This is a genomic window from Paenibacillus sp. NPDC055715 (assembly GCF_053617595.1).
The window spans coordinates 1-12566 of the sequence record NZ_JBSHGA010000016.1 but is presented as its reverse complement, the minus strand read 5'-3'; the positions used below and the strand labels follow the sequence as shown (position 1 = coordinate 12566).

The following is a 12566-nucleotide window of genomic DNA, read 5'->3' as shown; positions in this document are numbered from 1 at the left end:
CGTTCCTCCTTCCAGCGACTACGGTTCCGCAGATCAGCAATTAGCGGGGTTATTGACTGCTTTATAGAACATTTCTGACCTGATCCTGGAAAACCCTTCTTTTTCGTCGAAAATAGCCGTAAACCAACAATATATGCATTTATTTCGATCGTCAATAGCAGAATTCACCACTCCCCCTCTTGTTGTCCTGAATCCCTCTTGCTTTTAGTCGGAAAAGCTTGTCATGAACATGGACAGGTCCGGCATATCTTTTACAGTAACACATAGACGCGGAATTCATTTTTGGGGAAGAGGGAGTTGCGATTGAAAAAGCAGACATTCATCCATGGAGCAATTATTTTATTAGCAGCTGGAATTATCAATCGGCTGCTGGGTTTTATTCCGCGAATCGCGCTCCCACGTATTATCGGTCCCGAAGGAGTCGGCTTGTACCAACAGGGGTATCCCTTTTTTATCGTGTTGGTAACCCTTATTACCGGGGGGATACCGCTTGCCGTAGCCAAGCTTGTAGCCGAGACTGAAACGGCGGGCCAGCCCGAAATGTCACGGCGTATTTTGCGCACCAGCCTGCGCTTCACTGTTACACTCAGCCTGCTTGCCATAGTGCTTTGTCTTCTCTTTGCCCCCTGGATTACAAGCCACCTGCTGACAGACAGCCGTGTATATTATACATTTGTCAGCATGAGTCCGATGATTGTTATTGTTGCCGTTTCCTCTGCCTATAGAGGCTATTTTCAGGGAAAACAAAATATGATTCCATCCGCAAGCTCCTCTATAGCCGAGACTGTCATGCGCATTGTTTGCGTCATTTGGTTTGCTGCCCTACTTCTTCCACATGGCGTGGCCTATGCTGCTGCGGGGGCGATGCTCGGTGCACTGGCGGGTGAACTCATCGGCATGATTGTGCTTCTATGGCAATACAAATGGAACCAGCGAAGAGATCATGTTCCCCTACAACCAGAAGTATCTTTACCTTCAGGAGCTCATTCCGAACAACCGTCTGTGTTGTCACGACTTTTGTCTATATCCGTTCCCGTAACAGCCGGAAGACTTGTGGGGTCGTTGTCCTATTTGCTTGAATCTATCCTATGTATGCGCAGCCTCGCCGTAGCAGGTATTGCCACCGGAGTGGCCACCGCCCAATACGGGGCTATGCAGGGTATGGTCATTCCTGTGTTACTACTACCCGGTGTCCTCACCAGTTCGCTGGCTGTTTCCCTTGTACCTTCCTTATCCGAAGCTGCTGCCAAGGGACAAATCACAGCCATCCATAAGCGATTGCATCAATCGCTTCGACTTGCTTTGGTTGCAGGAGCCCCATTTGCTGTCATCATGTACGTATTGGCAGAGCCTCTGTGTCTGTTACTCTATAATAATGGCGACATTGCAGGCATGCTTAAGCTCATGGCTCCCTTCGCTCTTTTTATGTACATTCAGGCCCCGCTTCAGGCAGCACTTCAGGCTCTGGATCGTCCCGGAAGCGCCTTATTCAATACCTTTGTCGGGGCCGCTATCAAAATCACGCTTATCGTTTGGCTTGCTTCCCAGCCTCAATACGGTATCTATGGAGCTGTCATCGCCATTTGTATCAACAGTGCCATAGTCACCCTTTTGCATGGCTTCAGTGTAAGCAGACTGCTTCGTTTTCGTGTGCGGCTGCTTGATTTCTGGAAAACCGGTGTGGGCATGATGATCATGGCGGCTGCGGTCTTATATGCTTACAGACATCTAACGGTTTTCGATCAAATGTGGCTGCAATTTCTTTTTGCCGCAGGCTTTGGCATTATTCTGTACCTTTTTCTGATGACTCTGACCAAAATGATCGACTGGGACAATCTCACCCGTATCCCCATCTTGAGAAGATGGTTTAGAGCATAACAGGTTTAATCCGTGGATTCCCCAAAGGCCGGTGGTGTAATATATACATCGCCTTTATGGTTAACCGAGCACAAGAAAACATCCTTAAAATCTTTATGACCTTGTGCTTGGATCTGATTTTTAAGCCAAAAACGGTTCATATCCATACGCTCCAAATTTCGATCCAGCACCTTGCCATCCATAATCAACGGAATAGGAAGCCCCTCATATCTAAACTTCCCACTAATTTTAGGCAAAGAAGTGACTTTATTCTCCTGTTGATCATTGTTTGCCAAATTCGTTTGCTCTACATTCGGTGTCTGCTTTTCAGATTCAGTATCTCCAACGTTATCATCTTTACGTATGACCGTGAGCTTACCTGTTGTTTCCAAAATAACATATTCTACATCGTCCAAGCCTTCGATATTTTGTTCTCGAAGTTGTAACAGCAAATCATCTAAATTGTAGCGTTGCTTCAGCATTTCTTCCTTGTTTATTTGTCCGTTGGAGAACAATACACTTGGCTTACCATCGAACAGCAGCCGCAGACCCCGACTTTTAAGACTGAAGTACGAAATGCCGATCTGCAAAATCAGCAGCACGCCCAAAGGAATCAGCCCTTCATACAACGGACGCTTTATATCTTCCAAACTGAATACAGCGATTTCCGCAATCATAATGGATATCACGAGGTCAAAAACGGATAATTTCCCGATCTCCCGTTTACCCATTAACCGCATAACCAGAAATACAATAAAATACATGAGCAACGTTCGAAATATATGTGCCAAAATATCGTGCCCCAACATGTCCGCCCCTCTCCTGTACTTGCGACAAGACATTCGCCGTTCATTGTACACGTATTCTGACCGTTCCTCATATCAACCATACAAAAAACAAAAGGTTAAATTATAGAAATAAAGAAAAAGACTGCTTACGACTTGGTACTAAGCCGGGAGGCTTGGCCATAGAATTATAATAGTTCAAACCTTGGTACAGGAGGAATTATCAATGGAGCTCATTCGCCGCTGGTGTTCGTTTCGTCTGGCCCATCCCATTTTATCCGGCTTGTTTTATGCTTTTTCATGGATGCTGCTCGGCGCATTTATCCTTTCGCTACTCTTGTGGTTGACACAGATGCAGGAACAGGATTTATCGTTGTATACGTACATCGTTCATGCATTCGCCATGGTATCTGGCGGCTTCGTCGCTGGTAAAAGATCTACAACCAAAGGTTGGTATCAAGGCGGCATTACCAGCATCCTGTATGGGCTAATCGTGCTGCTGGTCGGATTTCTGGCGCTGGATGCAGGCATGAACGCCAAGGATTTGGTGCATTTGGGGATCGCCTTTATCATTGGAGCAGGGGGCGGGATGTTTGGGATTAACCTGAGTAAATAATCAAAATGGATCCTTTGACTACACACTGAACGAACTGCTTACAATTGCGGTTAAACAACACAAAAAACCGAGCCCTTCTCAAAGGCTCGGTTTTTTGCATGGTTATGCTAATATTCTATGACTTGGAAACAGCTTCCTCGGAAACTGTATCTTTTGCAATCGCATTGCTGATCGCGCTGCGATCAAAGGTCAGCTTCGTAACATCATTCACACGCAAGATTACCACATCGTCCGTAATCTCCAAAATTGTACCATGAAGACCTCCGATTGTAATCACTTTATCGCCCTTTTTCAAGGCTTGAAGCATCGTTTGACGCTGCTTCTGTTTTTTCTGATTCGGACGAATCAGCAAGAAATAGAAGATTACAAACATCAGAGCCAGTGGCCAGATCATTTGAAAAATTCCTCCAGTTCCCCCGGTTGCAGCAGCTGTAGCAAATTGAAACATATTAAATCCCCCTTTCGTATACTCTCCCTAAAACTTAAAAGCCTTTATCATTATCATGAAGACCGTACTGCTCAAAAAATTCATCGCGGTAATCAAGCAGTCTGTCATCCATAATCGCTTGTCTGACATTACGCATCAATTGAATTAAGAAATGCAAATTATGATACGTTGTCAGTCGAAGCCCAAAGGTTTCATCCGCTTTAATCAAGTGTCGTAAGTAAGCACGTGAATAATTACGACAGGTATAACAATCACAAGCCGGATCAAGCGGGCCGAAATCTCTTGCATATTTGGCGTTGCGAACGACAAGACGGCCTTGGCTGGTCATTGTTGTCCCGTTGCGAGCAATTCGTGTTGGAAGTACGCAATCAAACATATCCACACCACGGATAGCGCCTTCAATCAAGGCATCCGGAGAACCTACGCCCATCAAATAGCGTGGCTTGTTAGTGGGAAGCAGAGGAAGCGTATAATCCAGCGCTTCATACATCAAATGCTTCGGTTCACCTACGCTCAGTCCACCAATAGCATAACCCGGGAAATCCATGGAAGTCAAATCTGCCGCGCTCTGCTTGCGCAGATCTTCATGCATGCCCCCCTGAACAATGGCAAACAACCCTTGATCATGAGGACGCGCGTGCGCCTCCAGACAGCGCTCAGCCCAACGGCTGGTGCGTTCCAACGACTTTTTCACATACTCATATTCAGCAGGAAAAGGAGGACACTCATCGAAGGCCATCATAATATCCGAGCCAAGCGAGTTTTGAATTTCCATGGCCACTTCCGGCGAAAGAAACAGCTTATCTCCATTCAAATGAGAGCGAAAATGAACGCCCTCCTCCGTAATTTTACGCATTTCACTCAATGAAAACACTTGAAATCCGCCGCTGTCCGTTAAAATAGGACGATCCCAGTTCATAAACTTGTGCAGCCCACCCGCTTCACGAATAATATCGTGACCGGGACGAAGAAACAGATGATACGTATTACTCAAAATAATTTGAGCATCCATTTCCTTCAGTTCCTCGGGACTCATCGTTTTAACTGTAGCTTGTGTCCCTACAGGCATAAAGGTTGGTGTTTCAATAACCCCGTGAGGTGTATGCACACGCCCGAGACGGGCTCCCGATTGCTTACAGGTTTTAATATGTTCGTATCTTATTGCTGGTGCCATATTTTCTCTACCATCCTTAATTAATAAATGAACATTGCGTCCCCAAAGCTGAAAAACCGATATTCCCGGTCAATCGCCTCCTGGTAAGCATGCATAATATTCTCCCTGCCCGCCAGTGCGCTGACCAGCATAACCAATGTCGATTTAGGCAAATGAAAATTCGTAATCATCGCGTTCACCACACGGAATTCATAACCTGGATAAATAAAAATCTGCGTCCAGCCACTGCTGGCCTGTAATAGTCCGTCACCGAATGTATTGCCCACCGTCTCCAGCGTCCGGCAACTGGTTGTCCCCACCGCCACGACTCTTCCGCCTCGCGCTTTCGTTTCATTCAGCACATCTGCCGTTTCCTGTGACAATGAGTAATATTCTTCATGCATCACATGCTCTTCAATCGTATCCACAGACATGGGTCTGAACGTTCCTAAACCGACGTGAAGTGTGACAAAAGCAATGGAAACGCCCTTTTCTCTAATTCGGTCCAACAATTCCTCTGTAAAATGCAACCCCGCAGTTGGAGCCGCGGCTGAGCCTTCATGCCGGGCATAAACCGTCTGATAACGCTCACGGTCATCCAGTTGCTCCTTGATATACGGTGGAAGCGGCATTTGTCCAAGACGATCCAATATCTCCTGAAAAATACCTTCATATGAGAATGAGAGCACTCTTCCGCCCATATCTCCTTCTTCCTCAATGACCGCTTTCAGCTCATCACCGAAAACGATAACCGCGCCCTTTTTCAACTTCTTGCCGGGTTTTACCAGTGCTTCCCATCGGTCACCCTCCAGTTGCTTAAGCAGTAACACCTCGGCCTTAGCTCCCGTATCTTCCTTGATACCGAACAAGCGCGCAGGAATCACTCGGGTATCATTCAGCACCAGCGTATCGCCCGGTTGAAGATACTGCACAATATCTGAAAATGTATGATGACCCACTTCACCGCTCCCCTTGCTCAACGTCAGCAATCTGGAAGCACTTCGATCAAGCAAAGGCGTCTGTGCAATTAATGTTTCAGGTAATTCAAAATCGTAATCGTTTACGTTCATATATTGGTCAGTCCTTAACTATATCCACATTTTTGTAATAGTGTTGCAAAATTTTCTTGTAATCATACCCTTGATCAGCCAAACCTTTGGCTCCCCATTGTGACAAACCCAAACCGTGACCATTCCCTTTGCCTGTAAAAATAAAGCTTTGCGTTTTGTCGATGACTCGCGCATGACGATCTTCATTCATGATGATCATCCCGTTACCACTGAAAGTGCTGCTCCCTGATGCCGACAGGATTGTAGTTCCCTGTGCACCATTTACATGAGTAGTAGCCCCATCAGCGCCTAATACAGTATAACTGCCGGTACTCTCAATATCAAACAGCGTGCTCGGCAATCCGCCCATCGCTGAACGATACATATCAGGATATTTCACCTTCAAAGGCGATCCATTCGCTTCAACCTCCAGCACACGACCGGACGGACCACGTTTGGTGACATCGAGATGATCAATAGAGGACGGTACTGTGCCCGTTACTTTCCCTTGCAAGGATTTTACAAGCTGGGCAGCCGTAAAGGGCCCCCGCACCCATGCGTAGTCCCCGGATTGAGGTACCTTTTCTAATACAATCATTTCTTCACCGGGCTGTATCTTCGCTACTGCTACCACAGTTGATTGAATTTGAGGAATGGAACGCACATTGGTATTTTCAGCAGTCACAGTGACTTTGTCTAGCCCCGCCTCTGTAACTCCCTCCAGCTCCTTAACGTTATCCTCACGGATATAGCCTGTCTTTCCGTTAGAGAGAAGCACGTGATACCACTCCTGTGCTCCTTTTTGCGCCGAAGTATCTCCTGAGCTATCTACGCTGGCAAACGCTTCGCCGCCACTGTTCCACACCTCGGAAGCATCCGCTGTAACGCCGCCCGCATTGGATGAAAATACAGCTTCGACCACCTTGCCACCACTTTTAATCACTTCACCAGCGGTTGCATCTACAGCCTCGCTAACATTCGCATGCTCCGAGCCTTTGCCGTTATAAGCCTGACTTAGCGTTCCATCCACCACGTTACCGATCTGAAAGCGATTGCCTTGGGCAAGCGCATAGCTGCGAGCCGACACCGCTTGAGCCTTGAGCGCTTCATCCGGCCATGAGGAATAGACCTCAGCTCCTACCACGGAATACAAATACTGCTCCAACGGCACTTCGTTAACAAGCGCCAGCTGTCCTGACGTCATACCGATCTCCATGTCGCCACGGTATGTACGCTGTGATCTCTCGACCACTTGAATTCCATCGTTGCCTCCGTTGACAATTACCTTGTTATTATCAGAACCACTCAGCACGTAATGAGTCATCACCTGGGAGCCTGTCGTTACTCCTGCTTCCTGTCTCACAATCAGTCCGGTTTGAGTAGCGTTGACTTTAGAGAGCGTAAGTCGCGGTTGCTTGCTTTCCAGTTCTGTTTTCAAAGCGGACAACTTGCTATCATTACTCTCTTCACCGACCCACACAGCATATTGACCTCTCGATTGAATTACGGTAAAAGCATCAAACCCTGCGGCGGCAATCGTCGTTCGGACGAGATTGGCCTCTTGTTCACTTCCGTAGTTCCCCGTAGACCAATGCTTGTTCCCCGTAACTTCGGCCTGTGCTCCAGTTGCAGTAGAAATGCGCTGTACAGCAGCCTGCGCCGCCGGTTCACTCGCATATATTCCCGCATACACCTGATAGACAGAGCTACCGTTTTTCGAGCCAATAAAAACCGTCGGTTTATCATTGGTCTTCTGCAACACTTGAGCCGCTTTTATCGCAGCCGCTTCATTTCCTTCAAGTACCTTCACCCGATAGCTGTCTACACTAAAACGGGCCATGCTGTCCGGAAGTCCCGTCCAGGCCTGAAAACTGCCCCCACTGTTTTGTCCGACACTCAAACCCCCTGATGATTTCAAGGTTACAGCGGGTACAGTCGCTTTATATTTGCTGCCCAGATCCGCAAAAATCACTACACGAATATCCTCTTGGGCGGCAGCGGCGTGAACAGTTGGAGACCAAGGCAAGCAAACTACAGCTAATACCATAGCCGCTGTTGCCCGTTTGGCCCGACCCGCCCATACGCCGAAAATTGTGTTTCGATTCAACGCGTTTCCACTCATTTCTAGCTCCCCCATTTCTGGCTGTCATAGCACGCATACTGCATGATTTGGCGGAAACCTGGCTCATACCTGTCCCTTTCAATTCATCGGCGAAATACACCTAAACTTGAACCCGCTCAAATCTTAATTCACGCACTCTCTTTCCCCATACCATCCGTCCTGCAATATCATGTTTGTATATCCGTGTAATCACGTTAAAAACTAATCTCAGCTACATTTTTCTGTGTATGAGGCGATACTGCCTGTTCTCATGTGATAAAAATACACACTCCCTGCTCACCGTGAATCCGTCGGAATGGGAATTCCGAGGTGAGCATAAGCCGCCGGAGTCACTATTCGTCCCCGCGGCGTTCTTTGCAGAAGGCCGATTTGCAACAAATATGGCTCATACACGTCCTCGATCGTCTGACTTTCTTCACCAATGGTCGCTGCAATTGTGTCCAATCCCACAGGCCCGCCACGGAATGAATGAATCATCGCCTTAAGCATTTTATGATCAATTTCATCCAGTCCGCGCGGATCAATTTGCAGTCTCTTCAACGCCTCTGCGGCCAACTCTGAATGAATAATACCATCCCCGGCAACTTGGGCAAAATCACGCACCCTTTTTAACAGCCGATTCGCAATCCGTGGCGTCCCCCGTGAACGCAATGCGATTTCCTCGGCTGCATCCCCGACAATCTCAATCTCCATAATATCCGCGTTCCTTGATACGATGTAGGCCAGCTCGTCTGTCGTATAGAACTCCAACCGACTAATGACACCAAATCGGTCACGCAACGGCGCAGAAAGCAGCCCAGCGCGCGTAGTAGCCCCGATAAGCGTAAAGGGCGGCAAATCCAGACGGACTGAACGCGCACTCGGGCCTTTACCAATCATAATGTCCAGCGCAAAATCCTCCATTGCCGGATACATGACTTCTTCCACCGTACGGTGCAGGCGATGTATCTCGTCAATGAACAAAACATCGCCCTCTTGAAGATTAGTCAGCAACGCTGCCAAGTCTCCAGGTCTTTCAATTGCCGGGCCTGAGGTCGTGCGTAAATTAACGCCTAGCTCGTTAGCGATAATATTGGCGAGCGTCGTTTTGCCTAATCCAGGCGGACCGTAAAGCAGCACATGATCCAACGCCTCTTTACGCATCTTGGCTGCTTCAATATATATTTTCAAATTTTCTTTTACCTGATTTTGCCCGATATATTCATTCAGATAACGGGGGCGAAGGCTTAGCTCCGCCGTCTGGTCTTCCATCATCAAATTGGCGGAAATAATCCGGTCATCCATATTCCATCGCTCCTCCTTTTCACCAGACTTCTTTTACGGACATCATCGTCCTATCCGGCAAACAACAGTTGCAAAGCCCGTTTCATCAAAATATCGGCAGATTCATCAGGTTTCGCGTCTTTCTTCATTCTGCTCCATACCTTATCCAGCTCCGCATCTGTGTAGCCCAGCGCCTTGAGCGCTTCTCGTGCCTCGCTCCAATAGGAACCCTCGCCCTCTTCCACGACAGGCTCCGCAAACAATCCCGTCGCGATGCCGACTGAGCCGATGCCGTCCAGCTTGTCCTTCAAATCCAGAATCATGCGCTGTGCTGTCTTTTTACCGATACCCGGCAGCTTGGTGAGAAATGCGATGTTCTCCTGATAGATTGCCGTTACCACATGAGTAGGTGTACCGCCTCCCAAAATGCCTAGCGCCACACGCGGTCCAATTCCGGATACATCAATCAGCTTACGGAACAACTGCTGTTCCTCACGAGTCCCAAACCCGAACAATAAAATAGCATCTTCCCTTACATGATGATGAATATAAATGACAACAGGCCCTTCCTTTTTGGCAAAGGCATAAGGATTCGGACAAAATACCCGGTACCCGACACCCTGCACATCCAAAACGACATATTCATTTTCCAAGTGAGCCACAGAACCCCGCAAGAAATCTATCATTTTCGCAATACCTCATTTAATTTTGAATTTAGTCCATATGAATGCGCATGACAAATAGCTACTGCCAAAGCATCCGCCACATCATCCGGTTTGGGCACGACTTGAAGCTTCAGAAACATTCTTACCATTTCCTGTACCTGCATCTTCTCAGCCTTTCCATACCCTACAATAGCCTGTTTAACCTGCATAGGCGTATATTCCCCTATAGGCAGACCACGTTGTTTCGCAGCCAGCACTAGCACGCCGCGCGCCTGACTCACAGACATTGCGGTTGTTACGTTACGATTAAAAAAAAGCTTCTCGAGCGCTACCGCATCAGGTTTATATTTATCAATCAATTGCAGCATGCCTTCATACACATGAAGCAACCGCTCTTCTTCCGGTGTATGGGCCTCCGTCTGGATACAGCCATATTGAACAGGAACCACCTTACTGCCGATCTTGTCCACAAATCCAAAGCCCACAATTGCAATACCCGGATCAATTCCTAGAAAACGCAAAAAAATCTCTCCCCTATCGCCAAAATACGGCGTTAACTAGCCATCAACGGTCAATATCAAAACCACAATCATTGCCAAACACTAAACAAAGCGAACATATGTGTCGTTCATTCCATTATAACAAAACTTTGCATCTAATAGAGTAAAAAGTTTAACTCTAAGTTCAGCACAAAAAAAGAGACGTTGTAAGCCTCACCCCTAAAGGGCAAAGCCTACACGCCTCCCTCTTGCATATAATCAATATTGCTGCTTCAATACCCGCTGTGTTCGCTCCACCGCAAAATCACTAAAAGTGGAGATCACACTGTTGTATTCGTTCATATCCTGCACACGGATTCCCTGCTGGAGCTGCTCATACACTCCCTCGGGCAGAGATGTCTCCATTGATCCTACATCCAGCTGAAAGAAAGTCCGAATTACTTTTTCTTTTTTAGGCGGTCCTTCAAACAAAGTAAGCTGTCCATCCATACTCATACCCATGTAGGCGTGCTGTTTGCATAACTCCGACAAATCCTCCACCTTACGCTCCAGCCACACCTCGCCACTGGTATTTAACCGTCCCTTCCAATCAGGATGCTGCTTCAGCAAGCTCTCTAACTGCTGCGAACTTAACGTTCCCAAGGAAAGTGTCTCTGTGCCACACACATAGGTAGTTAACAAATGAGTCTTCCTGCTGATGCCTGAAGCACGGATACTTTGCAATACCTGCATCTGCGAAGAACGTACTTCAGCCGTACTCGTGTGTGAAAGCTCCTCCGTATCAACGTCCGTCATAACGGTAGAAGCGAGGGGCTGTGACAGCATAGTCTGCATATGACGTGAAAACAGGATACCTAAACCTGCCAGCAAACAAGCCGTTCCCAAAATAGTACAGGCCCACACCGTTTTTCTCCACTGCTTCCAGCGTTGTTTAATTTGTTTTTTCCAGCTTAATCGCTTCACAGTAATCCCTTCCGTCCCACTTTTTGAGTTAGTGTGGCCTGACGATTACTGATTTATACAAAAAAAGACAATAAACACAACAAAAAAAGCCGCTTCTTCAAGCGACTTTCTTTTTGAATCGGGATGACACGATTTGAACATGCGACCCCCTGGTCCCAAACCAGGTGCTCTACCAAGCTGAGCTACATCCCGAAATATATGCCGGTGAGAGGACTCGAACCTCCACGGTTTCCCTCACGATTTTGAGTCGCGCGCGTCTGCCAATTCCGCCACACCGGCTTATGAAGTTAAATGGCGCGCCCTGAGAGATTCGAACTCCCGGCCTTTTGATTCGTAGTCAAACGCTCTATCCAGCTGAGCTAAGGGCGCAAATATGGAGCGGACGACGGGAATCGAACCCGCGACCCTCGCCTTGGCAAGGCGATGCTCTACCGCTGAGCCACGTCCGCAATACAATGATATTCATGAGATATAATTTCATGAATGGTGAGCCATGAAGGACTCGAACCTTCGACACCCTGATTAAAAGTCAGGTGCTCTACCAACTGAGCTAATGGCTCTTAACAGAGTAGTATAACTTTGTAAAATGGCGGAACTGACGGGATTCGAACCCGCGATCTCCTGCGTGACAGGCAGGCATGTTAGGCCTCTACACCACAGTTCCATAATAATGTTCCATTAATAAATTTAATTGGTTGCGGGGGCAGGATTTGAACCTGCGACCTTCGGGTTATGAGCCCGACGAGCTACCGAACTGCTCCACCCCGCGATAATACTAAAGAATACTATATACTAAATAAATGGTGGAGGCTGAGGGGATCGAACCCCCGACCCTCTGCTTGTAAGGCAGATGCTCTCCCAGCTGAGCTAAGCCTCCATATTATGACCCGTAGGGGAATCGAACCCCTGTTACCTCCGTGAAAGGGAGGTGTCTTAACCGCTTGACCAACGGGCCTTACTAATAAATAATATCTGGCGGAGAGAGAGGGATTCGAACCCTCGAGACGCTTTTGGCGCCTACACGATTTCCAATCGTGCTCCTTCGGCCAGCTCGGACACCTCTCCATATGGCTCCCCGAACAGGACTCGAACCTGTGACAACTCGATTAACAGTCGAGTGCTCTACCAACTGAGCTATCAGGGAA

11 protein-coding genes and 11 tRNA genes are annotated in these 12566 nt (G+C 47.6%); 2 read left to right on the top strand and 20 right to left on the bottom strand.

What is annotated here, in order from left to right:
* The first annotated feature begins 303 nt into the window (after window positions 1-303).
* Entirely contained in the window at window positions 304-1878 is a 1575-nt protein-coding gene (gene spoVB / locus ACWGOO_RS19630) for a stage V sporulation protein B (RefSeq protein WP_452486156.1), read from the top strand.
* A gap of 5 nt (window positions 1879-1883) precedes the next feature.
* Here spoVB and ACWGOO_RS19625 read toward each other — a convergent pair whose 3' ends face one another.
* Window positions 1884-2663, bottom strand: coding sequence for a YetF domain-containing protein (locus tag ACWGOO_RS19625; protein ID WP_452486234.1), 780 nt, complete (start codon window positions 2661-2663; stop codon window positions 1884-1886).
* A 205-nt stretch (window positions 2664-2868) separates the two neighbouring features.
* Between ACWGOO_RS19625 and ACWGOO_RS19620 the strand changes: the two genes are divergently transcribed.
* Complete coding sequence (locus ACWGOO_RS19620; RefSeq protein ID WP_452486154.1) at window positions 2869-3258, top strand: TIGR04086 family membrane protein; 390 nt, start codon at window positions 2869-2871, stop codon at window positions 3256-3258.
* A 115-nt stretch (window positions 3259-3373) separates the two neighbouring features.
* Here ACWGOO_RS19620 and yajC read toward each other — a convergent pair whose 3' ends face one another.
* From yajC to ACWGOO_RS19525, 19 genes are all read right to left on the bottom strand, one after another.
* Window positions 3374-3706: a preprotein translocase subunit YajC gene (gene yajC, locus ACWGOO_RS19615; protein ID WP_452486152.1), complete on the bottom strand. Its 333-nt coding sequence runs from the start codon at window positions 3704-3706 to the stop codon at window positions 3374-3376.
* Window positions 3707-3740: 34 nt separating this feature from the next.
* The gene (gene tgt / locus ACWGOO_RS19610) at window positions 3741-4880 is read right to left on the bottom strand and encodes a tRNA guanosine(34) transglycosylase Tgt (protein ID WP_452486150.1); all 1140 of its coding nucleotides are present in this window, start codon (window positions 4878-4880) and stop codon (window positions 3741-3743) included.
* Between the two features lie 20 nt (window positions 4881-4900).
* Entirely contained in the window at window positions 4901-5929 is a 1029-nt protein-coding gene (queA, locus tag ACWGOO_RS19605) for a tRNA preQ1(34) S-adenosylmethionine ribosyltransferase-isomerase QueA (RefSeq protein ID WP_452486148.1), read from the bottom strand.
* A 7-nt stretch (window positions 5930-5936) separates the two neighbouring features.
* On the bottom strand, window positions 5937-8030 hold the full coding sequence (locus ACWGOO_RS19600) for a SpoIID/LytB domain-containing protein (protein ID WP_452486147.1): 2094 nt from the start codon (window positions 8028-8030) through the stop codon (window positions 5937-5939).
* Between the two features lie 276 nt (window positions 8031-8306).
* Window positions 8307-9314 (bottom strand): Holliday junction branch migration DNA helicase RuvB, encoded by a 1008-nt coding sequence (gene ruvB / locus ACWGOO_RS19595; RefSeq protein WP_452486145.1) that lies wholly within the window; start codon window positions 9312-9314, stop codon window positions 8307-8309.
* A gap of 50 nt (window positions 9315-9364) precedes the next feature.
* Window positions 9365-9979 (bottom strand): Holliday junction branch migration protein RuvA, encoded by a 615-nt coding sequence (gene ruvA, locus ACWGOO_RS19590; RefSeq protein ID WP_452486143.1) that lies wholly within the window; start codon window positions 9977-9979, stop codon window positions 9365-9367.
* A complete protein-coding gene (gene ruvC, locus ACWGOO_RS19585) occupies window positions 9976-10479 on the bottom strand; it encodes a crossover junction endodeoxyribonuclease RuvC (protein WP_452486141.1) in 504 nt (167 codons plus the stop codon). Before ruvC ends, ruvA begins: the two co-directional genes overlap by 4 nt.
* A gap of 237 nt (window positions 10480-10716) precedes the next feature.
* Window positions 10717-11421: a BofC C-terminal domain-containing protein gene (locus ACWGOO_RS19580; RefSeq protein ID WP_452486139.1), complete on the bottom strand. Its 705-nt coding sequence runs from the start codon at window positions 11419-11421 to the stop codon at window positions 10717-10719.
* Window positions 11422-11539: 118 nt separating this feature from the next.
* Window positions 11540-11613, bottom strand: a tRNA-Pro gene (locus ACWGOO_RS19575).
* Window positions 11614-11620: 7 nt separating this feature from the next.
* Window positions 11621-11700 (bottom strand) — tRNA-Leu (locus ACWGOO_RS19570).
* A 13-nt stretch (window positions 11701-11713) separates the two neighbouring features.
* Window positions 11714-11790: transfer RNA gene (locus ACWGOO_RS19565), tRNA-Arg, on the bottom strand.
* 5 nt (window positions 11791-11795) lie between these two features.
* A tRNA-Gly gene (locus ACWGOO_RS19560) sits at window positions 11796-11870 on the bottom strand.
* Window positions 11871-11905: 35 nt separating this feature from the next.
* A tRNA-Lys gene (locus ACWGOO_RS19555) sits at window positions 11906-11981 on the bottom strand.
* Window positions 11982-12008: 27 nt separating this feature from the next.
* Window positions 12009-12085 (bottom strand) — tRNA-Asp (locus tag ACWGOO_RS19550).
* A 28-nt stretch (window positions 12086-12113) separates the two neighbouring features.
* Window positions 12114-12190: transfer RNA gene (locus ACWGOO_RS19545), tRNA-Met, on the bottom strand.
* Window positions 12191-12222: 32 nt separating this feature from the next.
* A tRNA-Val gene (locus ACWGOO_RS19540) sits at window positions 12223-12298 on the bottom strand.
* 6 nt (window positions 12299-12304) lie between these two features.
* Window positions 12305-12376 (bottom strand) — tRNA-Glu (locus ACWGOO_RS19535).
* Window positions 12377-12394: 18 nt separating this feature from the next.
* A tRNA-Ser gene (locus tag ACWGOO_RS19530) sits at window positions 12395-12486 on the bottom strand.
* Window positions 12487-12489: 3 nt separating this feature from the next.
* Window positions 12490-12565 (bottom strand) — tRNA-Asn (locus tag ACWGOO_RS19525).
* Between the last annotated feature and the right edge of the window lies 1 nt (window position 12566).

What these genes read in the sequence shown, in the direction of transcription:
- ACWGOO_RS19620 (WP_452486154.1), top strand. Translation starts at nt 2,869, where the DNA reads ATGGAGCTCATTCGCCGCTGGTGTTCGTTTCGTCTGGCCCATCCCATT.
- tgt (WP_452486150.1), bottom strand. Translation starts at nt 4,880, where the DNA reads ATGGCACCAGCAATAAGATACGAACATATTAAAACCTGTAAGCAATCG.
- ACWGOO_RS19600 (WP_452486147.1), bottom strand. Translation starts at nt 8,030, where the DNA reads ATGAGTGGAAACGCGTTGAATCGAAACACAATTTTCGGCGTATGGGCG.
- queA (WP_452486148.1), bottom strand. Translation starts at nt 5,929, where the DNA reads ATGAACGTAAACGATTACGATTTTGAATTACCTGAAACATTAATTGCA.
- ruvB (WP_452486145.1), bottom strand. Translation starts at nt 9,314, where the DNA reads ATGGATGACCGGATTATTTCCGCCAATTTGATGATGGAAGACCAGACG.
- ruvA (WP_452486143.1), bottom strand. Translation starts at nt 9,979, where the DNA reads ATGATAGATTTCTTGCGGGGTTCTGTGGCTCACTTGGAAAATGAATAT.
- yajC (WP_452486152.1), bottom strand. Translation starts at nt 3,706, where the DNA reads ATGTTTCAATTTGCTACAGCTGCTGCAACCGGGGGAACTGGAGGAATT.